27 protein-coding genes are annotated in these 26,219 nt (G+C 60.8%); 14 read left to right on the forward strand and 13 right to left on the reverse strand.

What is annotated here, in order from left to right; translation table 11 throughout:
* Positions 1-74: 74 nt before the first annotated feature.
* Entirely contained in the window at positions 75-884 is an 810-nt protein-coding gene (rimA, locus tag ACV8MC_RS16145; protein WP_457262599.1) for a S6 modification regulatory phosphodiesterase RimA, read from the forward strand.
* A gap of 58 nt (positions 885-942) precedes the next feature.
* On the opposite strand, the gene ACV8MC_RS16150 is transcribed toward rimA, so the two are convergent.
* From ACV8MC_RS16150 to ACV8MC_RS16170, 5 genes are all read right to left on the reverse strand, one after another.
* Positions 943-1,362 (reverse strand): DUF6691 family protein, encoded by a 420-nt coding sequence (locus ACV8MC_RS16150; RefSeq protein ID WP_076563632.1) that lies wholly within the window; start codon positions 1,360-1,362, stop codon positions 943-945.
* Positions 1,363-1,364: 2 nt separating this feature from the next.
* Positions 1,365-1,799, reverse strand: coding sequence for a YeeE/YedE family protein (locus ACV8MC_RS16155; RefSeq protein WP_457262601.1), 435 nt, complete (start codon positions 1,797-1,799; stop codon positions 1,365-1,367).
* Between the two features lie 177 nt (positions 1,800-1,976).
* Complete coding sequence (locus ACV8MC_RS16160; RefSeq protein ID WP_457262603.1) at positions 1,977-2,762, reverse strand: transporter substrate-binding domain-containing protein; 786 nt, start codon at positions 2,760-2,762, stop codon at positions 1,977-1,979.
* Positions 2,763-2,796: 34 nt separating this feature from the next.
* A complete protein-coding gene (locus ACV8MC_RS16165) occupies positions 2,797-4,065 on the reverse strand; it encodes a hypothetical protein (protein WP_252867941.1) in 1,269 nt (422 codons plus the stop codon).
* A gap of 108 nt (positions 4,066-4,173) precedes the next feature.
* Positions 4,174-4,644: a hypothetical protein gene (locus ACV8MC_RS16170; protein ID WP_252867940.1), complete on the reverse strand. Its 471-nt coding sequence runs from the start codon at positions 4,642-4,644 to the stop codon at positions 4,174-4,176.
* Between the two features lie 164 nt (positions 4,645-4,808).
* On the opposite strand from ACV8MC_RS16170, the gene ACV8MC_RS16175 reads away from it, so the two are divergent.
* On the forward strand, positions 4,809-5,477 hold the full coding sequence (locus ACV8MC_RS16175; RefSeq protein WP_150634854.1) for a ribonuclease T2 family protein: 669 nt from the start codon (positions 4,809-4,811) through the stop codon (positions 5,475-5,477).
* 177 nt (positions 5,478-5,654) lie between these two features.
* On the opposite strand, the gene ACV8MC_RS16180 is transcribed toward ACV8MC_RS16175, so the two are convergent.
* On the reverse strand, positions 5,655-6,512 hold the full coding sequence (locus ACV8MC_RS16180) for a LysR family transcriptional regulator (RefSeq protein ID WP_457262605.1): 858 nt from the start codon (positions 6,510-6,512) through the stop codon (positions 5,655-5,657).
* Positions 6,513-6,621: 109 nt separating this feature from the next.
* On the opposite strand from ACV8MC_RS16180, the gene ACV8MC_RS16185 reads away from it, so the two are divergent.
* The 3 genes from ACV8MC_RS16185 (at position 6,622) to ACV8MC_RS16195 (ending at position 9,857) form a co-directional block, all read left to right on the forward strand.
* A complete protein-coding gene (locus ACV8MC_RS16185) occupies positions 6,622-7,329 on the forward strand; it encodes a haloacid dehalogenase type II (protein ID WP_457262607.1) in 708 nt (235 codons plus the stop codon).
* 11 nt (positions 7,330-7,340) lie between these two features.
* On the forward strand, positions 7,341-8,114 hold the full coding sequence (locus ACV8MC_RS16190; protein WP_457262609.1) for an aldolase: 774 nt from the start codon (positions 7,341-7,343) through the stop codon (positions 8,112-8,114).
* Positions 8,115-8,288: 174 nt separating this feature from the next.
* Complete coding sequence (locus ACV8MC_RS16195; RefSeq protein WP_457262610.1) at positions 8,289-9,857, forward strand: sensor domain-containing diguanylate cyclase; 1,569 nt, start codon at positions 8,289-8,291, stop codon at positions 9,855-9,857.
* A gap of 159 nt (positions 9,858-10,016) precedes the next feature.
* Here ACV8MC_RS16195 and ACV8MC_RS16200 read toward each other — a convergent pair whose 3' ends face one another.
* Positions 10,017-10,352, reverse strand: a complete 336-nt coding sequence (locus tag ACV8MC_RS16200; protein WP_457262612.1) for a hypothetical protein — start codon at positions 10,350-10,352, stop codon at positions 10,017-10,019.
* A gap of 189 nt (positions 10,353-10,541) precedes the next feature.
* On the opposite strand from ACV8MC_RS16200, the gene ACV8MC_RS16205 reads away from it, so the two are divergent.
* From ACV8MC_RS16205 to ACV8MC_RS16220, 4 genes are all read left to right on the forward strand, one after another.
* On the forward strand, positions 10,542-10,982 hold the full coding sequence (locus ACV8MC_RS16205; protein ID WP_024013585.1) for a carboxymuconolactone decarboxylase family protein: 441 nt from the start codon (positions 10,542-10,544) through the stop codon (positions 10,980-10,982).
* A gap of 252 nt (positions 10,983-11,234) precedes the next feature.
* On the forward strand, positions 11,235-11,726 hold the full coding sequence (locus tag ACV8MC_RS16210; protein ID WP_252878582.1) for a sigma-70 family RNA polymerase sigma factor: 492 nt from the start codon (positions 11,235-11,237) through the stop codon (positions 11,724-11,726).
* Positions 11,727-11,814: 88 nt separating this feature from the next.
* Entirely contained in the window at positions 11,815-12,798 is a 984-nt protein-coding gene (locus tag ACV8MC_RS16215; RefSeq protein ID WP_457262614.1) for a FecR family protein, read from the forward strand.
* 98 nt (positions 12,799-12,896) lie between these two features.
* Complete coding sequence (locus ACV8MC_RS16220; RefSeq protein ID WP_457262616.1) at positions 12,897-15,323, forward strand: TonB-dependent siderophore receptor; 2,427 nt, start codon at positions 12,897-12,899, stop codon at positions 15,321-15,323.
* A gap of 85 nt (positions 15,324-15,408) precedes the next feature.
* On the opposite strand, the gene ACV8MC_RS16225 is transcribed toward ACV8MC_RS16220, so the two are convergent.
* The gene (locus tag ACV8MC_RS16225; protein ID WP_150634866.1) at positions 15,409-16,560 is read right to left on the reverse strand and encodes an MFS transporter; all 1,152 of its coding nucleotides are present in this window, start codon (positions 16,558-16,560) and stop codon (positions 15,409-15,411) included.
* A 244-nt stretch (positions 16,561-16,804) separates the two neighbouring features.
* On the opposite strand from ACV8MC_RS16225, the gene ACV8MC_RS16230 reads away from it, so the two are divergent.
* Positions 16,805-17,785, forward strand: a complete 981-nt coding sequence (locus tag ACV8MC_RS16230; protein WP_457262618.1) for a diaminopimelate epimerase — start codon at positions 16,805-16,807, stop codon at positions 17,783-17,785.
* 153 nt (positions 17,786-17,938) lie between these two features.
* Here the strand turns inward: ACV8MC_RS16230 and codA are convergent, their stop codons facing one another.
* From codA to ACV8MC_RS16250, 4 genes are all read right to left on the reverse strand, one after another.
* Complete coding sequence (gene codA / locus ACV8MC_RS16235) at positions 17,939-19,174, reverse strand: cytosine deaminase (protein ID WP_457262620.1); 1,236 nt, start codon at positions 19,172-19,174, stop codon at positions 17,939-17,941.
* Positions 19,175-19,188: 14 nt separating this feature from the next.
* Positions 19,189-20,460: a cytosine permease gene (codB, locus tag ACV8MC_RS16240; RefSeq protein WP_457262622.1), complete on the reverse strand. Its 1,272-nt coding sequence runs from the start codon at positions 20,458-20,460 to the stop codon at positions 19,189-19,191.
* Positions 20,461-20,765: 305 nt separating this feature from the next.
* Positions 20,766-21,122, reverse strand: coding sequence for a 6-carboxytetrahydropterin synthase QueD (gene queD, locus ACV8MC_RS16245; protein ID WP_007915588.1), 357 nt, complete (start codon positions 21,120-21,122; stop codon positions 20,766-20,768).
* An 85-nt stretch (positions 21,123-21,207) separates the two neighbouring features.
* The gene (locus tag ACV8MC_RS16250; RefSeq protein WP_457262623.1) at positions 21,208-22,287 is read right to left on the reverse strand and encodes a patatin-like phospholipase family protein; all 1,080 of its coding nucleotides are present in this window, start codon (positions 22,285-22,287) and stop codon (positions 21,208-21,210) included.
* A gap of 291 nt (positions 22,288-22,578) precedes the next feature.
* Between ACV8MC_RS16250 and ACV8MC_RS16255 the strand changes: the two genes are divergently transcribed.
* Genes ACV8MC_RS16255 through ACV8MC_RS16270 form a run of 4 tightly spaced genes read left to right on the forward strand, consistent with a single transcriptional unit; the run spans position 22,579 to position 25,180 of the window.
* Positions 22,579-22,887: a PepSY domain-containing protein gene (locus ACV8MC_RS16255; RefSeq protein ID WP_016775414.1), complete on the forward strand. Its 309-nt coding sequence runs from the start codon at positions 22,579-22,581 to the stop codon at positions 22,885-22,887.
* Entirely contained in the window at positions 22,887-23,198 is a 312-nt protein-coding gene (locus tag ACV8MC_RS16260) for a PepSY domain-containing protein (protein ID WP_016775413.1), read from the forward strand. Before ACV8MC_RS16255 ends, ACV8MC_RS16260 begins: the two co-directional genes overlap by 1 nt.
* 3 nt (positions 23,199-23,201) lie before the next feature.
* Positions 23,202-23,870: a response regulator transcription factor gene (locus tag ACV8MC_RS16265; protein WP_016775412.1), complete on the forward strand. Its 669-nt coding sequence runs from the start codon at positions 23,202-23,204 to the stop codon at positions 23,868-23,870.
* Positions 23,867-25,180 (forward strand): sensor histidine kinase, encoded by a 1,314-nt coding sequence (locus ACV8MC_RS16270; RefSeq protein ID WP_056791379.1) that lies wholly within the window; start codon positions 23,867-23,869, stop codon positions 25,178-25,180. Before ACV8MC_RS16265 ends, ACV8MC_RS16270 begins: the two co-directional genes overlap by 4 nt.
* A 204-nt stretch (positions 25,181-25,384) precedes the next feature.
* Here ACV8MC_RS16270 and ACV8MC_RS16275 read toward each other — a convergent pair whose 3' ends face one another.
* Positions 25,385-26,140: a methyl-accepting chemotaxis protein gene (locus tag ACV8MC_RS16275; RefSeq protein ID WP_370593523.1), complete on the reverse strand. Its 756-nt coding sequence runs from the start codon at positions 26,138-26,140 to the stop codon at positions 25,385-25,387.
* Positions 26,141-26,219: the final 79 nt, after the last annotated feature.

Below are 26,219 nucleotides of genomic sequence, written 5' to 3' on the forward strand. Positions count from 1 at the left end.
GTTTGCAGATAACTAAGGCCAGCAGCTGTTTTATTTATCGCCATGGAAGGTTGCACGCCGTCATCAGGTGGTTCATGACCGACTTTCCAAAATCATTCGCGTCTCCCGGTGGCTGCCAGGGCTGTAGGAACAAAGGTGTGCCAGAGATGGATTTCGCCTTCGCTTTCCAGCCCATTGTGGATCTGCGCGATCAAACGACGTTTGCCCATGAAGCGTTGGTTCGCGGCGTGAACGGCGAAGGCGCCTTGTCTGTCCTCGAGCAGGTGGACGATCAGAACCGTTACCGATTCGATCAACTGTGTCGAGTGCGGGCGATTTCCACGGCGGCTGACTTGGGCATGACGCAGTACCTGTCGATCAACTTTCTGCCGAATGCCGTTTACCGGCCGGAGATGTGTATTCGCAGCACGCTGGAGGCGGCGCGCACATACGGCTTTCCGCTGGAGCGGCTGATCTTCGAGGCTGTGGAAGGCGAGCACGTTGAAAGCAACAAACACTTGATGAATATCTTGCGTGAGTATCGTGAGTTTGGTTTCAAGACGGCCATCGACGACTTTGGCGCAGGCTATTCCGGCCTTAACTTGTTGGCGGATTTTCAGCCAGACCTGATCAAGCTGGATATGGCGCTGATCCGCAATATTCACCGTGACCGCGTACGCCAGACCATCGTGCGCAACGTAGTGAACATGTGTAGAGAGTTGGGCGTGGAAGTGATCGCCGAGGGCATAGAAGATGCCGAGGAAAGAGACTTTCTCGCCGATTGCGGCATTTATCTGATGCAGGGCTACTGGTTCGCCAGGCCCTCGTTCAAATCGTTGGCGCAGATCTCGACGAGTGCGTGGCTGGGGAGATCATCCAATCCGCGCTCTTCTGCAAAACATTGACAGCCACCAACAATGGCTGCCGTGGGTGCCATGCGCCTGAATGTCGGTCGTTCTGCGGTCACGGGTTGCGTCGGGTTTCCAGCAGCGTAAATAGCCCCATGCCTGCCAGCATCGCCAATACGAAAACAATTGCCTGCCAGTGGCCCGTCAACAGGATGGTCACTGCCGGGCCGGGGCAGATGCCGGCTATCCCCCAACCGACCCCGAACAGCAGGCTGCCACCAACCAGACGTCGGTCCAGCTCTTTTCGGGCGGGTAGTTGCATGGGGTTGCCCAGTACGGATTTGCGTTGCCGGCGTGCCCAGGTCAGCGGGCCGATAGCGATGGCAATGGCGCCCACCATGACCAATGCCAGCGAGGGATCCCAGGCCCCGGCCACGTCGAGGAACGCCAGGACTTTCGTCGGATTGGCCATGCCCGCCAGAAGTAATCCGACGCCGAACAGCAGGCCGGCCAGGAATGCATTGAGTTTGAGCACGTTCAGACTCCCGTCAGATGGCGCAGGACAAATACGGTGCAGAACCCGCTGAGCATAAAGCAGGCAGTGGCGAGCATCGAACGTGGCGAAAGGCGCGATATGCCGCAAACGCCATGGCCGCTGGTACAACCTGAGCCGTAGCGTGTGCCAAGCCCTACGAATAACCCTGCGAGAATCAGCCCTGACCAGCCGCTCTGGAACTCGACCGGCGGTAACGCCTTGAACAATCCCCACAGCAGTGGCGCCGCCAACAGGCCAAGGATGAACAGCGCCTTCTCGCTGGCGCCTTCACGGTGGCGCTGCAGCAGGCTGCCGATCAGGCCGCTGATGCCGGCAATACGTCCATTGCCGACCACGAACAGACTCGCGGCCAGACCGATCAGCGCGCCGCCGGCGAGGGAAGACCAAGGCGTGAAATTGAGCCAGTCGACATTCATGGGACGCCTCAAGCGCAGTAGCGGTGGATGTGCGGTATGCATCGCGGCGGAAGCGAACGTGTCGCTGTGATTTCAGTGTAGCAACCGTGTGCTGTTTGAATAACGGCTGCCATTTTTTCCAACGCGTGCATTGAGCGAACCGTTCCCTCAATGCGCGCGTCGGCCGGGTTCCGTGGCTTACTGCGGCACCCCAATCCACTCACTCAACGTCTGCTGATACTTGCCAGTGACCTTGCTCAAATGCAGCCACTGATCGACATACAGTTTCCAACTGATGTCATCGCGCGGCAGCAGATAAGCCTTCTCGCCGTATTGCATGTATTGATGCGGATTCACCGCGCACAAACCGGGTTTGAGTTTCTGCTGATACAGCGCTTCCGAGGCGTCGGTGATCATCACGTCGGCCTTGTTGTCGAGCAGTTGCTGGAAGATCGTCACGTTGTCGTGCAGGGCCAGTTGCGCCTTGGGCAGGAAGGCGTGGACGAAGGCTTCGTTGGTGCCGCCGGCAGGTTCCACCAAGCGCACGTTGGGCTGGTTGATCTGGTCGATGGTCTGGTATTTGGACTGGTCGGCGCAGCGCACCAGCGGGATTTTGCCGTCGGTATCGAGGGTGTTGCTGAAGTAGGCTTTTTTCTGCCGTTCCAATGTGACCGAGATGCCCCCCATGCCAATGTCGCATTTGCCGGCCTGCATGTCGGGCATCAGGTTTTTCCAGGTGGTCTGCACCCATTGCACCTTGACGCCGAGGCTGTCGGCCAGGGAGCGGGCCATGCTGATGTCGATGCCTTCGAAGTCGCCGTCGCTACGCTTGAAGGTGTAGGGCTTGTAGTCGCCGGTGGTGCAGACGCGCAACTGGCCTTGTTGCTGAATGCTGTCGAGGTGGGAAGTGCCTGGAGCGGCGTGAGCGCTGGCGGCCAGGGTCAGCAGGCCGCAGAGGATCATCGTGCTTTTTGGAGTTGTCATGAAATCCGTCTTGTTCAAGGGGCGGTGGGCCAGTCTAGTGAATGGTTCTTTCACGTGTCATCCCAATGGTTCTCAATCGAGGAGTTTCTACACGTGCAGAGTCTTGTGGTGGTGAAGTGATCGGTGTCAAAACTGCTGAATGAACTGTCTCCCAATTGAGCAAATGTTCCGCCCTTTGTTGCCATGTAAGTCCGCGAGTCATCGCGGGCCGCAACGGTTTTCGCGTTACCTTGCTGTGACGGGTTGCTATACAGAAAGGGGTATAGCGAGGCAATTCGTACAAATTCAGATAGCGCAGGTCGCTACTGCATAAAAGCAGAATGTCTCCGAATGAAAACAGTGGAAACGCGGTAACTTCGACCTTTTTCTTTTCGTTGAGCCGAGTCCGCCATTGCCGGTTGTCCACGTCTCCAAGACTGATCTCCGCGTCGAGAATAAAGCGTGCCGGACCTTGCTGACGTATCGCCAGATTCCCGGCCGCAGCGTATGTAATGGTTGGCATGGCGCCGGGCGACAGGAGCAGAAACGCAGCGAAGAGCACCAATGCCGCCACGGCTCCATACGCGATGCGCGCAAGGAAGTGACCTTTACTGATGTAAAAGATGAAAACGGGAACCAGACTCAGGATGAGTGTGCCGAGAGAAAACAGGCCAATAATTGTCACGGCTTTAGCGTTGTCTTCCCCAACGTAGGTAGAGAGGATCAGCAACGTTGGCAGTGAAGCAAACAAAACTGCGAGCCCTATGACACCCCCCACAAACAAGCGAAAGCCATTTTTCTTCCACCTGTTCAAGTGCATTGTGTCTTCATCGACAATGGCTCGAAATTGTCTGAAAAAGAACAATGCAAAGTAGGCGGTCAGTGTGAGGAAAAAGATCATTCCTACTGAAATTCCGGCACTGAAAGTGTTCGGGTAGATAAACAACAAAATAATGAACACACAGAAACCGATGCACAGGGGAAGCAGCAACCAAGCGGCGACTCGACTGTGCTTTTCCGGCACTTTGTCAAACATTGATACGGTGACGCCATAGAACCAGGCGCTGGCAAAAAGTACACCCAGGTAGCCGACCATGATCAAAACGATCAACAGCAACCAGAGCGCCAATGCAGCTTTCGCATCGATGGCTGCTAGAAACAAATCTGTGCGGCCAATTGCGCGCGTGTAAATGTACAAGCCGAGAATAGCCATGCCTGCACCCAGGAAACCTAGCGTAACGGTGATTTGACTCCAGTAATCAAGGACGTGTTTGAAGTTGCGTTTGAAGAAAAGCGAGAAGGTCGGGGCGGTTGAAGCATCCATGTAATCAGAGATTCCATTCATTGGTTGTGAGTCTAAAAAGCGGCCGGCCTTCGTCGGAAGGCAGGCCATATCAGCGGGGCGGGAATCGCAGTCACGAAAAGCGAGGAGCTAAAGTCCCAACCCCTCCTGGACCACTTGCAGCAGATTATTTTCGGTCAAGGCAATGGCATCCAGCTCCTGCCCGGTTTCAACCGTCTGCAACCACCAGTGACTTTCGTGGTGTTCATCGACAGTGCGCAGCAGATAGGTATTCCTGTCTTCCAGAGTAATCTGCACGCGCCCGGCGCCATCCTCGGTAAACCGCGCAATCGGATCGAACGTAAGGCTGTGATGATTAGCCTCGATCACCAACTGGTCGATCGCGTAATCATGGCTTTCGCCATCCGGCGAACTTTCGCAAACGTGCGTAGGATTTCGCCGAATCTTCAGTCCTACTTCGGTGACTGGTTGCAGCCAGCCCTCAATGCGGTGGTACAAGTCGTACACCTGAGCAGGCCAGCAATCGATTTCCAGCGCCGCATCAGCCTGGGTGTGCCGTGTCTGCTTGAGTCTGGCGGCGAGTTCGTCTGCTTTACTCATGTCGGTTCCCTTGTTGGATGTCTGCCTGTTCAGCGTAGACCTTTGCACGGCGCAGGGCCTTGCCTTGCGTCATGCGCTTGCAATACAAGCGTGTCGAAATCAGCACTGGCCAGGTCTGGCCAACAACGAAAACCACGGACGCAGGCGTCCCAAGGAACGGGTTAATGAAAAAGCTGTTTACAATTCTGGCGCTGATCGCGCTGACGGCCGGTAGCATCGGCACGAGTTCGGCGCGTCAGCCGGCATCGATGAAAGCGCAGGCCGAATCGGTGGCGGGGGTGTTCGACTACTACCTGCTGGCGCTGTCCTGGTCACCGACTTTTTGTCTGACGCACAAGGACGATGCGCAGTGCACCGGCAAGGGTTATGGTTTTGTCCTGCACGGTTTGTGGCCGCAATACGCCAAGGGCGGTTGGCCGCAATCCTGCCCGCCGCTGACCAGGCTATCGGCGGCAGAAACCAGCAAGGGCCTGACGATGTATCCGACGAAAAAACTCCTTGATCACGAATGGTCCAAGCACGGTACCTGCAGCGGTCTTGGCGCAATGGGTTATCTGGACAAGTCCGATCAGGCCCTCGGCGCGGTGAAGATTCCGCAGGCGTTACAGCCGTTCGGCTCGACGTCGTACTACTTCGAAGCGCAAGAGATTGTCGATCTGTTTCGCAAGGCCAATCCGGGTATTCCCGAGGATGGAATTGCGGTGATTTGCAGCGGCCCGCAGCTGTCGGAAGTGCGGGTGTGCATGGACAAGGATCTGCAGTTCGGCGCGTGTGGCAAAGGGGTGAAGACGCAGTGTCGGGCGGGGGATATTCGGGTGCCGCCGGTACGGTGAGCCATCCGTAATGAGCCAGGAAAAACAGGCGCTCCCGTGAGCGCCTGTTTTTTTGGTCTGAGGATTTTGAAATGTGAATATGAATACGAACCACGCTACTACTCAAACACCATGAACATCCCCACCGCCGACCTGCTCCGCGAAATCAACAAACCCGAATAAGGATCCCCGGGGGGTTCAGGCAAATCCCCCCGCATCCACCCCCAATTCTCCACGCAAAAACTCCACCAGCCCCCGCTGCAAGCCGCTCAACACTCCCTCGCGGCTGACCAGCGCCAGTTCTGTCGGCGCCAACTCCGGCAGATCCCTACACACCTCGTGCTCTGGCAATACCGCCGAAACCGGCAGCACCGAAACCCCCAACCCGGACGCCACTGCGGCTTGAATTCCGGTCAGGCTGTGGCTGCCGAACGCCACTCGCCACGGTCGCTGCGCCACATCGAGCAGGCGAATCGCCCGCTGTCGGTACAGACAGCCCTGCGGAAACAGTGCCAGCGGCAGCACACCGCTGGAGGTGTCGAATTCGGTGCCTTTGACCCATACCAGTCGTTCCGGCCAGGTAGCCCATGCCGGGCCGCTGTCGGGTTCGCGTTTGATCAGGGCAATGTCGATGTCGCCGGCGTCGAGGCGTTGGCGCAGGTCGAGGCTCATGCCGCTGATGATTTCCAGGCGCGCCTGCGGATGGTTGCGGGTGAAGCCGGCGAGGATAAGGGCCATGCGCCGGGCGTCGAAGTCTTCCGGCATGCCGATGCGCAGCACTTCCAGGTCGACGTCACTGGCCAGCGCTTGCGTGGCTTCGGCGGACAGCGCCAGCAACCGGCGCGCATAGTGGATCAGCAGTTCGCCGTGCTCAGTGAGAGCGACGTTCACTCCGGTGCGGTCGCGCAGGAGTAGCGGGTGGCCGACCAGATCCTCGAGTTTGCGCACCTGCTGGCTGACCGTCGATTGCGTGCGGTGCACACGCTCGGCAGCACGGGTGAAGCTGCCTTCATCGACCACGCAGACAAAGGTTTTCAGCAATTCCAGATCCAGCATGGCGGTATTCCTGATAGTTGTTTTGCGAATGAGGGTTGAGTGTTTATTTAATTTCACACTATCACCGCACGCTCATAAGCTGAAGTCCTCACTGTGGAGGAATCGACCGATGACCTTAAACAACACGCCGCGCCCGCACTGGCTGACCTTCGATTGCTACGGCACGCTGATTCAGTGGGATGAAGGCCTGAAAGCCGTGGTCGAAAAAATGCTCAGCGACAAGGGCGAGCACGCCGTCGACGCCACTAAGTTGATCGAAGTCTACGACCGTCACGAGCACCGTCTTGAACAAACGCCGCCGCACCGTTCCTTTCGCGAACTCAGCACACTCGGCCTGCAACTGGCGCTGGCAGAACTGGGCTCGCCGAGCCAGTCCGAGGACAGTCAACGCCTGGCGGCGGCCATCCCCAACATGCCGCCATTTGCCGAAGTGGTCGACACCCTCGCGCAACTCAAAGCCATGGGCTTCAAGCTGTGCATTGTCTCCAACACCGACGACGAGATCATTGCCGGCAACGTTGCGCAGCTCGGCGGCCATATCGACCGGGTGATCACCGCGCAACAGGCTGGTGCCTACAAACCGGCGCCGCGTCTGTTCGACTACGCTCATGAGCAATTGGGCGTGACCCGGGATGAAGTGGTGCACATCTGCGCCAGCCCCATGCTCGATCACACGGCGGCGCGGGACATGGGTTTTCGTTGCGTGTGGATCGATCGCGGCACGGGTCGTCAGTTGTTGCCGGACTATCGCCCCGACGCGATCCTGTCCAGCCTCGATCAAGTGCTGCCGCTGTTCAAATCCCTCGGCTGGACCTAAGGAGGATTGCCATGGCTCATATCTTGAGCGGCACTGGCAAAGCCAGACCAACCGCGACGCTGAACCTGGAAACCGAAGAGATCATCACCGCCCGCAACGAACTCGCTGCGTGCTTTCAACTGGCCGCATTGCATGGTCTGGAGGAGGGCATCTGCAATCACTTTTCGGCGATGCTGCCGGGGCATGATGATCTGTTTCTGGTCAATCCATACGGCTACGCTTTTTCGGAAGTGACCGCGCAGAATCTGCTGGTCTGTGACTTCGCCGGCAACGTGGTCGATGGCGAAGGCGAGCCCGAGGCGACCGCGTTCTACATCCACGCGCGCCTGCACAAACAACTGCCACGGGTAAAAGTCGCGTTCCACACGCACATGCCGCACGCCACCGCGTTGTGCCTGTTGCAAGGCCCGCCGCTGCTGTGGCTGGGGCAGACTGCGCTGAAGTTTTACGGGCGCACAGCGGTGGACGAGGATTACAACGGCCTCGCGCTGGACGCATCTGAAGGCGACCGCATCGCCAGCGTTATGGGCGATGCCGACATTCTCTTTCTGAAAAACCACGGTGTGATTGTCGCTGCGCCGAGCATTGCCGAAGCCTGGGACGATCTGTATTACCTGGAGCGCGCCGCGCAGGTGCAACTGCTGGCGATGGCAACCCAACGTGAATTGAAACCGGTGCCTCATGCGATTGCGCAGCGCGCCTATGAACAAATGCGTGAAGGCGATGCGCAAAGTGCCCGCGCGCACCTGACCAGCGCGATGCGGCGGCTGGCCCTGCACAACTGATTAACCGTAAAGAAGCAATCGTAAATAAATCGACGAAAAGCGATCATCCAAACTCGCGACGCGCCGATAACTGGGCGGGAGGCGGGCGTTTGCCCGGTACATCCCGGTGGGCTACGCTCACACATACAAGGGTTTCGGGCTCGCGCCCCTGTCGTACCTGCCCAGGACATGCTTTTGCCAATCCCCAATCACGATCCGCATCAAGCCCCCGGCACGCTCAAGCGCCTGCCGCTACGCAAAGCGGCGGTGCTGTTTATCGTTGCGGTGAGCCTGTGCCTGTGCGGTCTGCTGTACCTGCAACTGGAGCAGTCGCGGCGTCAGGATCTGGCGGTGGCGAAAATGGCTTCGGGCAACCTGACCCGGGCCATGGCGCAGCAGGCCGAAGACACTGTGCGTGCAGCGGATCTGGTGATGACCAGCCTGGTCGACTGGATTCAGGACGATGGTTACGGGGCGTCGCAGCGCCCTCGGTTGCAGCGGATCTTTGCCCGCCGCGCGCAGCAACTGGATCAGTTGCATGGCATCTTTCTCTTCGATCGCGAAGGGCAGTGGGTCATTACTTCGTTCGCCGATCTGCCTCGTGGCAATGGCGTGGCCGATCGCGAATATTTCAAGTTCCATCAGCAGAATGCTTCGACGGTTGCGCACATCGGCCCGGCGATTCGCAGCCGCGAAAACGGCGAGTGGATCATTCCGATTTCCAGACGCGTCAACGACCAGCTCGGCAACTTTCAGGGCGTGCTGATGGCGGGCATCCGCATGTCCTACTTCGATCAGTTCTTCAAAAGCTTCAGCCTCGATGACAGCGGCATCATGTTTCTGGCGCTGACCGACGGCACCTTGCTGGCGCGACGGCCCTTTGATGAGTCGTTGATCAACACCTCGGTGGCCCACGGCGAGATCTATCAAACCCTGCTGCCGAACGCTAACGCTGGCACCGCGATGCTCAACTCCGTGGTCGACGGCGTGACCCGCTTGTATGGCTATCGACAGCTCGCCTCGTATCCGCTGGTGGTCTCTGCTGCGACGTCTCAAGACACGATTCTGCAGGGCTGGTATGACCGCGCCTTCCAGTCCAGCGTAATTGTCGCGCTGGTGATCCTCGGGGTTGGCCTGTTCGGCTGGGTGTTCATTCATCAAGTGCGCGATGGCGAACGTATCGAGAAAAACCTGCGCAAGGCGCAACTGGCGCTGGAGCAGATCGCCACCCACGACAGCCTGACCGGGTTGGCCAATCGACGCTTGTTCGAGCGCTCGCTGGACATCGAATTTGCCCGGGGCGCGCGCCAGGTCAGCCCGGTCAGCCTGATCATGCTCGATATCGATTTCTTCAAGCGCTACAACGACGCTTACGGCCATGTCGCCGGCGATCAATGCCTGGCGCAGGTGGCGCAAGTGGTGAAGGCCTGCTGCCAGCGCAAGTCGGATCTGGCGGTGCGTTACGGTGGTGAAGAGTTCGCTGTGCTGTTGCCGGATACGGACATCAACGGTGCGCTGGCGATAGCCGGGCAGATTCGCCGCAGCGTGATCGACAAGCACATCATCCACAGTGGGTCGCCGACCGGTTATCTCACGGTGAGTCTGGGCTGTTATTCATTTATTCCGAACGGCAACGACAGCCCGCAAGTGTTTATCCAGCGCGCGGATGCGGCGTTGTATGAGGCGAAAAATGCCGGGCGCAATCGCGCGGCGGTGTTTACAGCTGAAGAGGGTTTTGCCGAGTTGATGCGGTCGGATCGCTGATTCTTTCAGTCAACAGAAATAAAAAGTGGGAGCGAGCCTGCTCGCGAATCGGTGTGTCAGCTTGCATCAAGGTTGGCTGACAGACCGCTTTCGCGAGCAGGCTCGCTCCCACATTGGGTCCTGATGTAAGCAGGACTATCTGGGATGGCTCTTGTTCGTTCAGCTGCCCGTGCCACCGCCCGCACCACCCGTGCCGCCGCCGGCCGAACCGGTGCCACCGCCCGCGCCGGAACCCGAGCCACTGGCGCCGCCATTGGTGCCCGTTCCAGTGTCCATGCCCGAGCCAGTACCAGTGCCGGTGCCGTTATTGGTTCCGCCAGAACCGCTGCCACCCGATGGCGAGCCCGGGGTGTTGTCTGGCGGCATGGTCGAGCTGCTGGCGCCGCCGGACTTGGTGCCCGTCGCATCGGTGCTGTCATTGGCAGCGAAGCTGGCGGCGGACGCCGTGGCGAGCAGGCCGGCCAACAATAACGAAGTGAATTTGCGCGTCATCATGGTACGTCTCCTGATAAAGGGGATTACCTGATATTGGTCTTGCGCACTGAAACCTTGGTGCCCGTCGAGTGACGAGCGGTCAGTCGCCGCGCCAAGTGGCCTACCGTTCTTCTGCAATATTGGCTATTTGCCGAACCACCCCCGGGGACTAACGTAGCCACACATTCAATCGCTACCCCGGAGCCCACCATGCAATCTCGTGCCGATTTCTACACCGCTTCCCCCGATGCCATGAAAGCGATGATGGCGCTGGAAAATGCCGTCTCGAAACTGTCGCTGGAAAAGAGCCTGCTCGAACTGGTCAAGCTGCGCTCTTCACAGATCAACGGCTGCGCATTCTGCATCGACATGCACACCGCCGACGCGATCAAGGACGGCGAAACCCCACGCCGCCTGTTCGCCGTGACAGCATGGCGGGAAGCGCCGTTCTTCAGCGAGCGTGAACGTGCCGCACTGCTGTGGACCGAGTCGCTGACGCAACTGAGCCTGACCCACGCGCCGGACGAAGACTATGAAGTCGTCGCTGCGCAGTTTTCGCCGAAGGAACTGGTTGACCTGACGGTGGCGATCAACACCATCAACGGCTGGAATCGCCTGGCAGTGGGCTTCCGCAAACTGCCGCAGGCCTGAGACATTCACGCTTTTACCTTGTGGGAGCGAGCCTGCTCGCGAAGGCGACGTGTCAGTCACCATCATCGTTGCTGACATACCGCATTCGCGAGCAGGCTCGCTCCCACAGGGTCCTATTCAATGCCCATCGGAGCTCGGCGTCGTCGGTGCTTGCACCTTGCGCATCAAGAACACCATCACAGCGTGCATTGCTTTGTATTAATACGACGCATTACTATTCACGCCCCTTTCTCACCACGCCGCCCATCCCCCATGCGCTCCCGCAGATCCGGCTTTTTCGAGCATTACGAAGAGTTGATCGGCACCTGGACTCGTCGCCTGCGCAATCGCGCGCAGGCCGAGGATCTGGCGCACGACACCTTTGTGCGGGTGCTCGAGGCGGATTCGGCGGCGGTGCAGCAGCCGCGTGCGTATTTGCACCAGACCGCACGCAATATCGCCGTTGATGGTTATCGGCGTGAGGACCGGCGGGGCGTCATGGAGGCGGAGGCGGTCGAGGACAGTGCGTCGTCGGCGGGCGATCCGGAGCATTACATGCACGCGATCCAGTTGGCCGATTCCATCGAACGCGCGCTCACCGAGCTGCCGCTCAACTGCCGCAAGATCTTTGTCTGGCAGAAGATCGAAGGCCTGACGCAGGCAGAAATCGCCGAACGCCTGGGGCTGTCCAAGAACATGGTCGAAAAGTATATGATCCGCACCCTGCGCCATCTGCGTGAGCGGCTGGATGGCTTGCAGTCATGATGACGAGTGACGTCGAAAAGATCGCAGCCTTCGGCAGCTCCTACAGGGGGGCGTGCCTGGTCTCAACCTCAGCCGGACAGAATATTCCATGATGGAGACGAGAGATTGCGCCTGTGGGCAAGCGGCGGTGCGTGACGAGGCGGCGGCATGGTTCGTGCGTTTGCAGGAACCGAATGTCAGCGTCGAGCAACGGCAGCGCTTCGAGGCCTGGCTGAACGAGCATCCGCAGCACCGTGCAGAATTCCGCCTGCTCCAGGACTTGTGGGCGGCTGCTGATCTGCTGCCGACGTCGCGTCTGCAGGCGCTTGCCGAAACTCCGCCAGCTCGCCGCCAACGTCGGCCGATGCTGCGTTATGCCGTCGCCGCGAGTGTTCTGGCCGTGGCGCTGGGGCTTGGCCTGTTCAGCGGGCTGAATCATCCGGGCGGTTACCGCGCTGAATTCGCCACGGCGCCGGGCGAGCGCAAGCATGTGGCGTTGCCGGACGGTTCTGTAATCGATCTGAACAGTCGCAGCCGCTTGCAGGTGCGTTATGAGCAGGATCGACGGGTTATCGAATTGAGCGCGGGCGAGGCGATGTTCAGCGTTGAACACGACGCCTCGCGTCCGTTTATTGTCGAAGCCGGCAGCGGCAGGGTCACGGTCACCGGTACGCGTTTCGATGTGCGCCGCGATGCCACGCAAACCCGCGTGGCGGTGGAGCAGGGCACGGTGAAGGTGCAGGGAAGTGCTGCCCCGGACAACCAATTCATCAACCTCACCGCAGGCCTCGGCACGGCGGTCGATGGCCAAGGCAAAGTCCTGCCGGCCTACGCGGTCAACCCGGCGCAGCTGACCGCCTGGCGTAACGGCAAACTGGTGTTCAACAACGCCAGCCTCGGCGAAGTAGCGGCGGAAGTATCGCGCTATCGCGACAAACCGCTGACCGTATCCCAGCCGAACGTGGCCAGCCTGCGCCTGACCAGCGTGTTCAAATCCGACGACACCGACGCCTTGCTCAAAGCCTTGCCGAGCATCCTGCCGGTGACGGTGCGCACCCTTGCCGATGGCAGTCAGGAAATAATTTCCAGATAGCATTCAGGTTTTTTCCCCGTTCATCGTCTTCCTGTTCAACTGCAACTGGTTTGCATTAACAGCCGCACACTCTTGCGATCCACAGGACTCCGTACGACGTGAACATCACCACAACCCACAATAAAAAATCCCCTTGGTTGCCACTGGCTCTCGCGCTGGCAGTCAGCGCCGCGATGCCGTTGGCGTTTGCCGCTGAAGCCATTCATATCCGCGCGCAACCGCTAGGCCAAGCCTTGAGCGAACTGGGCCAGCAAACCTCGCTGCAGGTGTTTTTCAGCCCTGAGCTGGTGGCCGGCAAACAAGCTCCGGCGGTGGACGGCGACCTCGCGCCAGAGCAGGCGCTGCGGCAGTTGCTGCAGGGCAGCGGCCTCGATTATCAGATCAATGAAGGCTCGGTGACGCTCGCCCCGGCCGCCACTTCCGCAGCCAGCAACGGCCCGCTGGAACTGGGTGTGACCGACATCAAAGTGGTCGGCGACTGGCTCGGTGACGCCGACGCGGCGGTGGTGCAGAACCACCCCGGCGCACGCACGGTGATTCGCCGCGAAGCGATGGTCGAGCAGGGCGCGATGAACGTCAGCGACGTGCTCAAACGCGTGCCTGGCGTGCAGGTGCAGGACTCCAATGGCACTGGCGGCAGCGACATTTCCCTCAACGTCGGCGTGCGCGGTCTGACTTCGCGCCTGTCGCCACGCTCGACTGTTTTGATCGATGGCGTGCCAGCGGCGTTCGCGCCTTACGGCCAGCCGCAACTGTCGATGGCGCCGATTTCCTCGGGCAACCTCGACAGCATCGACGTCGTGCGTGGCGCCGGTTCCGTGCGCTACGGGCCGCAAAACGTCGGCGGCGTGATCAACTTCGTGACCCGCGCGATTCCGGAGAAAACCACCGGCGAAATCGGCACCACCCTGGAAACCACGCAGTACGGCGGCTGGAAACACATCGACACCGCATTTCTTGGCGGCACCGCCGACAACGGCATGGGCGTCGCGCTGCTGTACTCCGGCGTCAACGGTCACGGTTATCGCGAGCGCAACAACGGCAATGACATCGACGACGTGCTGCTCAAGACGCATTGGGCGCCGACCGATAAGGACGATTTCAGCCTCAACTTCCACTACTACGACGCCAGTGCCGACATGCCGGGTGGCCTGACTCAGCGTCAGTACGATGACAAACCGTACGAGTCGGTGCGTGACTACGACCAGTTCACAGGCCGGCGCAAAGACGTGTCGTTCAAGTGGATCCGCCAGATCGACGAGCGCACCCAGGCAGAAATTCTCACCTATTACACCGACAGCTTTCGCGGCAGTACCATCGCCGCGCGCGATCAGCGCACCCTTAGCTCATACCCGCGTTCCTATTACACCCTGGGCATCGAGCCGCGCGTGTCGCGGGTGTTCGATGTCGGCCCGACCACTCAGGAAGTCAGCGTCGGTTATCGCTATCTGAAAGAGGCCATGCACGAAGAGTCGAGTCGTCTGGCGCTGGTCAACAATCAGCCAGTGGTCACGCCGACTTCCGACGGCCATGTATTCCAAGATCGCACCGGTGGCACCGAGGCCAATTCGGTGTATGTCGACAACAAGATCGACGTCGGCAACTGGACCATCACCCCGGGCATTCGCTTCGAACACATCAGCACCGATTGGCACGACCGCGCCGTGCTCGACACCGCTGGCCGGCCGGTCCAGGAGAAAAACCGCAGCATCGAAAGCAATGAGCCGCTGCCGGCGCTGAGCGTGATGTATCACCTGTCCGATGCCTGGAAGCTGTTCGCTAATTACGAAACCTCGTTCGGCAGCCTGCAGTATTTCCAGCTCGGCCAGGGCGGTTCGGGTGACAGCACCGCCAACGGTCTGGAGCCGGAAAAGGCCAAGACCTACGAGGTCGGCACGCGCTACAACGATGATGTCTGGGGCGGCGAGGTGACGCTGTTCTACATCGACTTCGATGACGAACTGCAATACATCAGCAACGATGTCGGCTGGACCAACCTCGGCGCGACCAAGCACCAGGGCATTGAAGCGTCGGTGCATTACGACATGGCCGCACTCGACTCGCGCCTCGATGGCCTGACCGCCAACGCCGGTTTCACCTACACCCGCGCCACTTATGAAGGCGAGATCCCCGGCTTCAAGGGCCGCGATCTGCCGTTCTATTCGCGGCAGGTTGCGACAGTCGGTTTGCGTTACGACATCAATCGCTGGACGTACAACATCGATGGCTTCGCCCAATCGAAACAGCGTTCGCCGGGCACCGGTGTGAATGCGGATGGCAGCTTCAACGGCAACTACATCACCGAAGGCACGGCGGACGGGCAGTACGGCGACATCCCGGGTTACGTGACCTGGAACGTGCGCGGCGGTTATGACTTTGGTCCGCAGGTGTCGAACCTCAAGCTTGGTGCCGGGGTGAAGAACGTCTTCGACAAGCAGTACTTCACCCGCTCCAGCGACAACAACTCGGGGATGTATGTCGGCGCACCGCGCACGTTCTTCGTGCAGGCCAGCGTCGGCTTCTGATAGAGCGCGGTGCCTTCTTCGCGAGCAGGCTCGCTCCCACATGGACCACTGAAACCCTGTGGGAGCGAGCCTGCTCGCGAAGCTTTCAGACCTTGAGGACTTTGCCGCCGATCGCCACAGCCACCAGCAACACTGCCATCAATCCAAAGGCAAAACTCAGGCTGCTGGCGTGGGCGACAAAACCGATCACTGCCGGCCCGGCAAGAATCCCTGCATAACCCAGCGTGGTAATTGCCGGTACCGCGATGCTTTCCGGCATCACCGTTTGTTTGCCCACCGCCGTGTACAGCACCGGCACGATGTTCGAGCAACCGGCGCCGACCAGCGCATAACCGAGCAGCGCCGCTTGCCAGCTCGGCGCGAAGGTGGCGAGAAACAGTCCCGCCGCCGCCAACAGACCGCCGAACAGAATGATCCGCGTAGCCCCCAGCTTGCGCACTATGCGATCACCAAGCAGACGGCCGACGGTCATGGTCAGGGCAAACGCTGCGTAACCCATTCCCGCATAAGCCGTGTCGATCCCGCGTTCCTGAGCGAGGAACACTGCGCTCCAGTCCAGCGCCGCGCCTTCGGTAAGGAAAACGATGAAGCACATGCCGCCGATAAACAGCACGATGCCATGGGGAATGGCGAACGCCGGGCCGGAGCTTTCGCTGCCGTAGGGCAACATGTGCGGCACGCACTTGAGCAAGGCGCCGATCAGCAAAACCACTACCACCAGCATCGCCGCCAGCGGTGTCAGGCCGAGGCCGAGCAGGGCGCTGACACCCGCCGCACCGACGATGCCGCCGAGGCTGAACAGGCCGTGGAACCCCGACATCATGTGCTTGCCGCTGGCGCGTTCAACGATCACTGCTTGCAGGTTCACCGTCGAATCCACCGTGCCGAGACCGGCGCCGAACATGAACAGCGTGGCGATCAGCGCCGGGATCGACGACACCGTCGCCAGCAACGGCAGTGCCGCGCAGATCAACAAGGTGCCGGCGGTGGCCACACGTCGGCAGCCAAAACGTGTGGCCAGAATCCCCGCCAGCGGCATCGCCAGAATCGAGCCGACACCCAGGCACAGCAGCAGTAATCCCAGCGTGCCCTCATCCAGCCCGGCCCGCGCCTTGGCATACGGCACCAGCGGCGCCCAGGCGGCGATGCCGAGGCCAGCGATGAAAAAAGCGACGCGGGTGGACATCTGTTGCAGGCGTCCGGGGACGAACGTGTCTTGGGGGTTGAGGCTGGTCATATCGATCCTTGGCAAAAAAACAACTGCATCCCGAGTGACATTCTGACGGCGTTGAGGTTCGATCTCAGGCCTTTCGGGGCATAACGGTGAACATCCTACCCTGTGGGAGCGAGCCTGCTCGCGAAAGCGGTGGGTCAAATATGGAATTGTCGACTGACGCACCGCCTTCGCGAGCAGGCTCGCTCCCACACTGAGTTGCGGTTTACAGTCGGATTTTCGCCAGCATGGAATACGGGAACAAGGCATGACGAGCTTCTACGACGCACGCGGCAATATCTACGCTGTGGTCTCACCCCAAGCCTTGCGCGAGGCCGGAATCGCGTTGCCGACAAGCGCCGACGCCTGCGCCGCATCTCGGCAGCACTGGAGCGAAGCCGCTATCGCCCTGTGCTGCGATTGGCCGGAAGGCCAGCGTCCGGCCAACGGCAAACCCCACCGCAGTGACGGCCTGCTGATCGGCCCGTTTCAGGCATCTGCGCCGTTCGATGTGCTGATCGTCAACACCGACGGCAGTCTCGCCGAGCGCAGCGGTAACGGCCTGACGATTTTTTCTCAGGCATTGACCGAGCAAGGCTTGATGCCGGAGCAGGGCGCAGTGTTGCGCGTTCATCATGACAAGGGCGAAGCGCTGGATACGGCGGTGACACCAGCCGAAGTCGAAGGCGTGCGCGGTTTCTGGCTCGACCTCGGTCAGCCCGGATTCGGCCCGCAAGCCGTCGGGGCGCGGGCAGTCGAGAGCGTTCAAATCAATAATCGCGACGTCAGCCATGTCCAGCCCCTGGCGCAACTCGATCCCACTTGGACCCACAGCCAATTCGTCCGCATCGGCAATCCGCACTGTGTAACGCTGCTCAGCGATGCAAGCGCTTTGCCGAGCAACGAACAGATGCGTGAACCCACCCTGAACCAACGGCTTACAGCAATCGCCTATGCCATGCCCACCGGTGCCGGTAATCCCTGCCCGGCGGGCGTCAATCTGCAATGGGCCGCGCTGGCGTCGCCGCAGCAAGTCCTCGCCCGGGTATTCGAGCGTGGCGAAGGACCAACCGCGTCATCCGGCACCAGCGCCAGTGCGGTCGCGTGTGCCGCGTGGCGGGTGGGTTGGGTCGAGGCGGGAAAAGTGCGGGTGGTCATGCCGGGTGGCACCGCACCGGTTTTGCTTGAGGTTTCGGAAGGGGAATTGCTGCGCGTCAGATTGTTTGGCACGGCGCGGTTGATGGATTGATTCGGCCGACGCTATCGCTGGGATCTACTGTGGGAGCGAGCCTGCTCGCGAAGAGGTCGGCACATCCAACATCGAGGTGCCTGGCATGGCGCTTTCGCGAGCAGGCTCGCTCCCACAGGTTTTGCTCTCGGCCCATCAGGTTCAGCGTACTTCTCAGTTGAACTCCACCACCGGCATCTGCCGCTTCATCAACACCTTGCCGCCGCGAATCGAATACAGCGGCAGGCCTTGGCTGCGGATCACTTCATAGTCGCTGTCCGCCGAGAGAATCAGCAAGTTCGCCGGGCGGCCCTGTTCCAGTCCGTAACGCTCGCCCAGGTGCATGGCTTTGGCGCTGTTGTCGGTGACCAGATCCAGCGCGCTTTGCAGGTTGCGATAACCGAGCATGTGGCAGATGTGCAAACCCGCTTCAAGCACGCGCAGGATGTTGCCGTTACCCAGCGGATACCACGGGTCGACGATCGAGTCCTGACCGAAACACACGTTCATGCCGGCTTCGAGCAGTTCGTTGACGCGGGTCACGCCCCGGCGTTTCGGGAAGTTGTCGAAACGTCCTTGCAGGTGAATGCTTTCGGTCGGGCAGGAAACAAAGCTGATGCCGGAATGGCCGAGCAGGCGGAACAGTTTGGCGCAGTAGGCATTGTCATAAGAACCCATCGCCGTGGTGTGGCTGGCGGTGACGCGGGCGCCCATGTCGCGGCTGCGTGCTTCTTCGGCAAGCACTTCGAGGAAACGTGAATGCGGATCGTCAGTCTCGTCGCAGTGCACGTCGACCAGGCAGCCGGTACGCTCGGCCAGGTCCATGAGGAACTTCACCGAGCTGACGCCCTGATCGCGGGTGTACTCGAAATGCGGAATGCCGCCGACCACGTCAGCGCCCATGCGGATCGCCTCTTCCATCAGCTCGCGCCCGTTGCGGAACGACTCGATGCCTTCCTGCGGGAACGCGACGATCTGCAGGTCAATCAGCTGACGGCTTTCCTCACGCACTTCGAGCATGGCTTTGAGCGCGGTGAGTTGCGGGTCGGTGACGTCGACGTGGGTGCGCACGTGCTGAATGCCGTGGGCGGCCAGGGCCTGAATGGTCTTCTTGGCGCGGGTCTTGGTGTCTTCTTCGGTGATGGTGACTTTGCGCTCGCCCCAGCATTCAATGCCTTCGAACAGCGTGCCGCTCATGTTCCAGCGCGGCTCGCCGGCGGTGAGGGTGGCGTCGAGGTGGATGTGCGGCTCGACGAAGGGCGGCACCACCAGATTGCCGCCGGCATCGAGGTCATCCGCGCCGAGGGTCGGCGCTTCGGTCTGACGGGCGATGCTGTGGATCAGGCCGTCTTCGAGGTGCAATTCGTGCAGGCCTTCCTGATTGCGCAGGCGGGCGTTGATGATGTGCATCAGGCAAATCCTTTTTATAGGTCTTGTAGTGGTGCGCTGACGCGACGGGCGCCGAGCACACCGGTGACGATGACATACGTTAGCGCGGCAGCGGCAATGCCTACCAGCGGCGCGACCCAGGGCGAGCTGAACGCAGCGACGGTTCCGACCCCGTAGGCCCCGAGGCCCGGCCAGTTGAACGCTGGCAACCGTGCGTCGGCCAGACGCGGATAGTGCCCGCGCCAGCGGTAGAAGAAGTCAGCCATGATCACCCCGCCAATCGGCGGAATCACCGTGCCGAGCAGGATGAGATACGGCACCAGCATGTCGTACATGCCCAGCAGGGCGAGCAGAGTGCCGATCACCGCGCCACCGAGGGTCACGGTCTTGCGCCGCCCGGTCCGCAGCAGGTTGCAGCCGGCCACGGCGAAGTTGTAGATGGTGTTGTCCTGCGTACTCCAGATGTTCAGCAACAGCATGGCCATCGCGGCCATGGCGAAGCCCTGCAACAGCAGCACTTCAACCACATCCGGCTGTTGATAGACGATCGCGCCGTACGCGCCGATCAGCACCATCAGGCCGTTGCCGATGAAAAAACCGATCAGGCTGGCCAGCACCGCGACTTTTGCCGAGCGGGAAAATCGCGTCCAGTTGGTGGCTTGCGTTGCGCCGCTGACGAAGGTGCCGAACACCAGGGTGATCGCTGTCGACCAGTCCAGCGAACCGGTCGGCACCACGCTGAGCAACCCCTCGAAACCGCCAACCTTCACGGTCGCTGCCCACATCGACAGCATCAGCAGCAACATCATCGTCGGCACCGCGATGTACGAGAGAATCTCCAGTCCGCGATAACCGATGTACGCCGTAGCGCAGAAACCCAGACCAAACAGCACCATCAGGACCAGCACGGTGCTTTCATCGAGATTGAAATACTTGCCGATCACCACCGCCGCCGTCGCCGTGCCCCACGCGTACCAGCCAATCTGGGTGAAGCCGAGAATCAGATCGCTGAGCTTGCTGCCGACTTCGCCAAAACAGAAGCGGCCCATCAGTACCGAATTGAGGCCGCTCTTGAAGGCGATGTAACCCAGCCCTGCGGCGTAAAGGCCCAGCAGCAGATTGCCAACAATGATCACCGCCATCATCTCGGCGAAACCGAACGCGACCCCGAGCTTGCCGCCGGCAAACATGGTCGCAGTGAAAAACGTGAAGCCCAGTAACACCATCGCCGTCGAGGCCAGGCCTTTGCGCGCGTGCATGGGGACTTCACTGAGCGGGTAATCGTTGCCGGAGGCGTTCTGCGTCATGGGGCAGTCCTTGCAGGAAGGGGAAGACGCAGAAGGGTTGCAGCGGTCGTGCCAAGCGGCGCAAGTGAACGAATGTGTAGACGCGACTGGGATTTTCAGCGCGAAAGCAGTGCACTGAATGCACCAGGAGCCCAATGTGGGAGCGAGCCTGTTATGTGCATGGCAGATGATTCAAACCTGGCGCCGGACTCTTGTGGGAGCGAGCCTGCTCGCGAATACGGAGTGTCAGTCACCGAATAAATTGACTGGAACGGCGCTTTCGCGAGCAGGCTCGCTCCCACAGGGGCGGGGGAGATGTGTGGTGCTTATTCGCCGCGATAGATGCAGCCGCTGGTGCACGTCTCATGAATGCGGATCGCGCTGAGTTCCGGCAGCAATGGCTTCATCTCATTCCAGATGAATTTGGCCAGCACTTCGCTGGTCGGGTTTTCCAGGCCAGGAATGTCGTTCAGGTAGTTGTGGTCGAGGCGTTCGTAGAGCGGCTTGAAAATCGCTTTGATCTCGGAGAAATCGCGAATCCAGCCAGTGTGCGGATCGAGGTCGCCGCTCAGGTGCAGCGCGACCTTGAATGAGTGGCCGTGCAGGCGGCCGCACTTGTGGCCGTCCGGGACGTGCGGCAGGCGGTGGGCGGATTCGAAAGTAAACTCTTTGAAGATTTCCACGGTATTTTCGGCTCTGTTCAGATGGCGTTCGCCGCAGCGATTCGGGCAGGCGGCGAGTTTATCAGCTTGTCTTTGGCCGTGCTGACTAAAGGGTCAGCAAGCGCTCGGCGAGGCGACCGTTGGCCGTCAGCTCGAGGAATTCGTCACCCAGTCGACGGCTCTCGTCCATCGCCGTGTGCCAGTATTTCTGCCGGCTCGGCGCATCGCCCATAAAGCGTTTGAAGTCGTTGCGATCGGGCAGTTTGCCGTAGGGCAGGCGCGCCAGATATTCCTTCGATGGCGCGACCAGCAGCACATCCTGCAGACGCTGTACCGAAGCGCGGCGCCATGGCAGCGTCTTGTCGAACCAGCCGGGAATCACCCGATCGGTGAAGTGCGGATAGAGCACGATGCCGTCGCCGCTGTAGGGCAGGTCGAGGTGGTAGTCGAGCAAACCGCCATCGCGGAACGTACCCGCGCCGGCGCCGGGCAGGTCGCGCACGCCTTCCATGACCATCGGAATCGACCCGGAAGCGAGCAGGGCCTGGCGCAGGTTGCCGGTATTGAGGGCAACGAAACGTGAAGGGAAATCGGTCAAGGCATCAAGCGGCGGCGCCAGGCGTGGATCGTGGATGATCAGCCGTTCGAAGTGCCGCGACAGCCGTGTACGACCGCGCAGGTTGTCGGCGATCACCGAACCCAGCGCCAGACCGAGGCGCCCGCGATGGTCCTCGGCGAGGCGGCCCTGGCTTTTCACCACCATGATGTTCAAGCGGTAATCGGCGTTCTCGAGGATGCTCGCATCGCGGCCGTCGAGCAGGTCATTGAGCATGCGCTGCGAGCTCTGGCTGATCTCGGCCATGGTCACGCCTTTGTTGAAATGCTGCTCGGCGTACAGCTCACCGAGGCGGCGAATGCCTTCGACGGCGTCCGGCAGGCAGGCGCTGGCGAAACGCCAGGAACCCACCGAGGCGCCGATCAGCGAACGCTCACGCGGCGCACCCGGCAGCCACTCGCCGAACAACGCCAGATCCAGCCCCTGAATCCCCAGCGCCTTCGGCCCACCGGCCGCACCGGGCAGGGTGCCGACGTCAGCGGCGTGCAAACCCTGCGCACGAATCCGCGCCATGGCCCGTGGGCCGGCCTTGAGGGTGAGGGCGGGAAACTTGATGTGGATGGCGGTCATACCGGTCTCGATCGTTAGCAAGCTGGCGATTATAAGCACATGTTGCAGGCCCATGTAGGAGTGAGCCTGTCCCACAAACGGGGCAGACGCAAAACCAGTGTGGGAGCGAGCCTGCTCGCGAAAGCGGCGGGTCAGAAACATCGCTGCAGCTGACACTCCGTCTTCGCGAGCAGGCTCGCTCCCACAGGGAATCTTGCCAACAGTGGGGCACAATGATGGCCATTCAGTTTCAGTTAAGTTGACCTCGCTATGGTGCCCACCGTAAGCAACATATAAGAATTCGGAGACACCATGAAAACCCTGACTGCCCTGACCACTGCCTCGATCCTCGGCCTTGGCGCCAACACTGCGCTGGCGCGCGATCTCGGACCTGACGAAGCGCTTCGTTTGCGCGACGCTGGTACTATCGTCTCCTTCGAGAAGCTCAACGCCATCGCCCTGGAAAAACACCCCGGTTCGGAAATCACCGAAACCGAGCTGGAGGAAGAGTACGGCAAGTTCATTTACCAGATCGAACTGCGCGACCCGAAAGGGCTGAAGTGGGATCTGGAGTTGAACGCGGTCGATGGTGAAGTGCTCAGGGATCATCAGGATACGTAATGAAGCTGAATAGTCGCGCCACCCGCCTGACGGCGCTGGCGCTGGTGTTGTTGTGCAGTACGGCCATGGCTCGCGACCTCGATCAGGACGAGGCGCTGGCCCTGCGTCGCGATGGTGTGATCCTGCCGCTGGAGCAAGTGCTGCAGCAGGCCATGGATCGCTACCCCGGCGCCAAACTGCTGGAAGTCGAGCTGGAAGAAAAACACGACGTGTACATTTACGAAGTCGAATTGCTGACGGTCGAAGGCGTGGCGCGCGAGCTGCACCTGAAGGCCGATACCGGCGAGTTAGTCAAAGACAAGGAAGATTGATCGATGCGTTTGCTTCTGGTGGAAGACCATGTACCACTGGCCGACGAATTGCTCGCCGGCCTGCAGCGCCAAGGCTACGCGGTGGATTGGCTAGCCGATGGTCGTGACGCGGTGTATCAGGGCAGCAGCGAGCCCTATGACCTGATCATCCTCGACCTCGGCCTGCCCGGCGTGCCGGGGCTGGACGTGCTGGCGCAGTGGCGCGCCGCCGGTCTGGCGATTCCGGTGCTGATCCTCACCGCGCGCGACTCCTGGGCCGAGCGCATCGAAGGGCTGAAGGCCGGCGCTGACGATTACCTGACCAAACCGTTCCACCCGGAAGAACTGTACCTGCGCATTCAATCGCTGCTGCGCCGCTCCAAGGGCCAGGCCAACCAGCCGACCCTGCAAGCCGCCGGCCTGCATCTGGACGAAGGCCGCCAGTGCGTGGTTCGCGACGGCGCCGACATCCAGCTGACCGCCGCTGAATTCCGCCTGCTGCGCTATTTCATGCTGCACCCCGAGCAGATCCTCTCGAAAAGCCACCTCGCCGAACACCTCTACGACGGTGAGACCGAGCGTGACTCCAACGTCCTCGAAGTCCACGTCAATCACCTGCGGCGCAAGCTCGGCAAAAGCGTGATCGAAACCCGTCGCGGTCAGGGATACCTGTTCGGCGGACAAGCTTCATGAGATCAATCCAGCGCCGTTTGAGCCTGGGTCTGATCAGCGTGATGGTGGTGGTCGGTCTGGTGCTGGCGCAAACCAGCCTGTGGTTGTTCGAAGTCGGTTTGCAGCGCTACCTCGAAGCCGGCCTGCGCAACGACAGCGAAAGCCTGCTGGTAGCGCTGGTGCGCGGCCCGCAAGGTTTGCAGCTGGATGAGCGGCATCTGTCGCCGGCCTATCAGCGGCCGTTTTCCGGGCACTACTTTCGCATCGATTTCTCCGACAGCCACTGGCGTTCGCGCTCGCTGTGGGATCAGGAACTGCCGCTGCTGCAACACCCGGGGCTGCACAGCAATCTGCAACTTGGCCCGGACGGGCAACGCTTGTTGATATTGCGCTCGGACTATCGACGCCTGGGTCAATCGATCTCGATCAGCGTCGCCCAGGATTACACGCCGGTCAGCGACAGCTTCCAGCGCATGCGCCAGATCGGCCTCGGTCTGGGGCTGGCGGCGTTGCTGCTGATCCTGTTCCTGCAACGCCTGACCGTACGCCGCGCCCTTAAACCGCTGGAACGCGCGCGCGAGCAGATCGCTCAGTTGCAGCAGGGCCAGCGCTCGCAACTCGACGATCAGGTGCCGGTGGAGCTGGAACCGCTGGTGGCGCAGATCAACCATTTGCTCGCCCACACCGAAGACAGCCTCAAGCGCTCGCGCAATGCCTTGGGCAACCTCGGCCACGCGCTGAAAACCCCGTTGGCGGTGCTGCTCAGCCTGGCCTCCAGCGACAAGCTCGATGACCATCCCGAGCTGCGCAGGATCCTCAAGGAACAACTGGAGCAGGTGCAGCAGCGCCTCAATCGCGAACTCAATCGCGCGCGGTTGTCGGGGGATGCGCTGCCCGGCGCGTTGTTTGATTGCGATGCCGAGCTGCCAGGGTTGCTGGCGACCTTGAACATGATTCACGGCGAGCATCTGGCCTTGAGCTACGTCGCACCGCCGGGTTTGCAACTGCCGTGGGACCGCGAGGACTTGCTCGAACTGCTCGGTAACCTGCTCGACAACGCCTGCAAATGGGCCGATGCCGAGGTGCGCTTGAGTGTGATCGAAAGGTCTGACGGCTTTGCCCTGAGCGTGGAAGATGATGGGCCAGGGATTCCCGAAGAGCAGCGCACTCAGGTGTTCAGCCGTGGCACGCGGCTGGATGAGCAGACCCACGGGCATGGGCTCGGCCTTGGGATCGTGCGGGATATTGTCGAAACGTGGGGTGGCTTGCTGGTGTTGGGCGAAAGCGAGTGGGGCGGGTTGAAAGTGGTGATTGAACTGCCTCGGCGGTGAGCCCTTGAAAAGCCCCTCACCCTAACCCTCTCCCAGAGGGAGAGGGGACTGATTGTGTTGTTCTTGAGAGATGCACCCACTTGAAATCCGAGTCGAACTCAGGACTTGAATGGCATGAAGATCGGCTCCCTTTCCCCCTCGCCCCCCTTGGGGGGAGAGGGCTGGGGTGAGGGGGGATTGCAACTGACACCCCGCACTTGTGCATCAAACGCGAAACTGATCCATCAACCGCTGTTGCTGATTCGCCAGGCTGTTGAGCGACTGGCTCACGCGAGCCGATTCATTGGCCTGCCCGGACAGCGACTCGGTCACATCGCGAATCGTCGCCACGTTGTTGTTGATCTCCTCAGCCACTGCGCTCTGCTCTTCGGCGGCACTGGCGATTTGCAGGTTCATGTCGCTGATCACCGTCACCGCATCGCCGATCTGCCGCAACGCCGTGACAGCCTGACCCACCTGCTCAACGCTGCCCTGGGCCTGACGATGGCTGTTGCCCATCGCACCGACCACTTCCTGCGTGCCATTCTGCAATTGCTCGATGACCTGGCGGGTTTCCTCCACCGACTCCTGAGTGCGGCGCGCGAGGTTGCGCACTTCATCGGCGACCACGGCAAAACCGCGTCCGGCTTCACCGGCGCGGGCGGCTTCGATGGCGGCGTTGAGTGCGAGCAGGTTGGTCTGCTCGGCGATGGCGCGGATGGTTTCCAGCACCGTGCCGATTTTCTCGCTGTTGGCGGCCAGGCCCTCGACCTGAACCATCGCTGCGCTCATGTCGGCGGCGAGGGTGTCGATGCTCGCGGTGGTGTGGTCGATCACGGTCAGACCCTGGCGGGTGGCGCGGTCGGCGTCCTTGGCGGCTTCGGCGGCCTGGGCGGCACTGCGTGCAACGTCCTGGGCGGTGGCGCTCATTTCGTGGGAAGCGGTGGCGACCTGATCGACCTGACGGTATTGCTGCTCCATGCCAGCGCTGGTCTGGGTGGCGATGGCTGAGGACTGGTCGGCAGTGTTGCGCGCGTCCTGCACCGAGCGCTTCACCTCG

Source organism: Pseudomonas sp. PK-RTE-24, from assembly GCF_054052265.1.

What these genes read in the sequence shown, in the direction of transcription:
- rimA (WP_457262599.1), top strand. Translation starts at nt 75, where the DNA reads ATGACCGACTTTCCAAAATCATTCGCGTCTCCCGGTGGCTGCCAGGGC.
- ACV8MC_RS16155 (WP_457262601.1), bottom strand. Translation starts at nt 1,799, where the DNA reads ATGAATGTCGACTGGCTCAATTTCACGCCTTGGTCTTCCCTCGCCGGC.
- ACV8MC_RS16160 (WP_457262603.1), bottom strand. Translation starts at nt 2,762, where the DNA reads ATGACAACTCCAAAAAGCACGATGATCCTCTGCGGCCTGCTGACCCTG.
- ACV8MC_RS16165 (WP_252867941.1), bottom strand. Translation starts at nt 4,065, where the DNA reads ATGGATGCTTCAACCGCCCCGACCTTCTCGCTTTTCTTCAAACGCAAC.
- ACV8MC_RS16170 (WP_252867940.1), bottom strand. Translation starts at nt 4,644, where the DNA reads ATGAGTAAAGCAGACGAACTCGCCGCCAGACTCAAGCAGACACGGCAC.
- ACV8MC_RS16175 (WP_150634854.1), top strand. Translation starts at nt 4,809, where the DNA reads ATGAAAAAGCTGTTTACAATTCTGGCGCTGATCGCGCTGACGGCCGGT.
- ACV8MC_RS16180 (WP_457262605.1), bottom strand. Translation starts at nt 6,512, where the DNA reads ATGCTGGATCTGGAATTGCTGAAAACCTTTGTCTGCGTGGTCGATGAA.
- ACV8MC_RS16185 (WP_457262607.1), top strand. Translation starts at nt 6,622, where the DNA reads ATGACCTTAAACAACACGCCGCGCCCGCACTGGCTGACCTTCGATTGC.
- ACV8MC_RS16190 (WP_457262609.1), top strand. Translation starts at nt 7,341, where the DNA reads ATGGCTCATATCTTGAGCGGCACTGGCAAAGCCAGACCAACCGCGACG.
- ACV8MC_RS16200 (WP_457262612.1), bottom strand. Translation starts at nt 10,352, where the DNA reads ATGATGACGCGCAAATTCACTTCGTTATTGTTGGCCGGCCTGCTCGCC.
- ACV8MC_RS16205 (WP_024013585.1), top strand. Translation starts at nt 10,542, where the DNA reads ATGCAATCTCGTGCCGATTTCTACACCGCTTCCCCCGATGCCATGAAA.
- ACV8MC_RS16210 (WP_252878582.1), top strand. Translation starts at nt 11,235, where the DNA reads ATGCGCTCCCGCAGATCCGGCTTTTTCGAGCATTACGAAGAGTTGATC.
- ACV8MC_RS16215 (WP_457262614.1), top strand. Translation starts at nt 11,815, where the DNA reads ATGATGGAGACGAGAGATTGCGCCTGTGGGCAAGCGGCGGTGCGTGAC.
- ACV8MC_RS16225 (WP_150634866.1), bottom strand. Translation starts at nt 16,560, where the DNA reads ATGACCAGCCTCAACCCCCAAGACACGTTCGTCCCCGGACGCCTGCAA.
- ACV8MC_RS16230 (WP_457262618.1), top strand. Translation starts at nt 16,805, where the DNA reads ATGACGAGCTTCTACGACGCACGCGGCAATATCTACGCTGTGGTCTCA.
- codA (WP_457262620.1), bottom strand. Translation starts at nt 19,174, where the DNA reads ATGCACATCATCAACGCCCGCCTGCGCAATCAGGAAGGCCTGCACGAA.
- codB (WP_457262622.1), bottom strand. Translation starts at nt 20,460, where the DNA reads ATGACGCAGAACGCCTCCGGCAACGATTACCCGCTCAGTGAAGTCCCC.
- ACV8MC_RS16250 (WP_457262623.1), bottom strand. Translation starts at nt 22,287, where the DNA reads ATGACCGCCATCCACATCAAGTTTCCCGCCCTCACCCTCAAGGCCGGC.
- ACV8MC_RS16255 (WP_016775414.1), top strand. Translation starts at nt 22,579, where the DNA reads ATGAAAACCCTGACTGCCCTGACCACTGCCTCGATCCTCGGCCTTGGC.
- ACV8MC_RS16260 (WP_016775413.1), top strand. Translation starts at nt 22,887, where the DNA reads ATGAAGCTGAATAGTCGCGCCACCCGCCTGACGGCGCTGGCGCTGGTG.
- ACV8MC_RS16265 (WP_016775412.1), top strand. Translation starts at nt 23,202, where the DNA reads ATGCGTTTGCTTCTGGTGGAAGACCATGTACCACTGGCCGACGAATTG.
- ACV8MC_RS16270 (WP_056791379.1), top strand. Translation starts at nt 23,867, where the DNA reads ATGAGATCAATCCAGCGCCGTTTGAGCCTGGGTCTGATCAGCGTGATG.
- ACV8MC_RS16275 (WP_370593523.1), bottom strand. Translation starts at nt 26,140, where the DNA reads ATGGAGCAGCAATACCGTCAGGTCGATCAGGTCGCCACCGCTTCCCAC.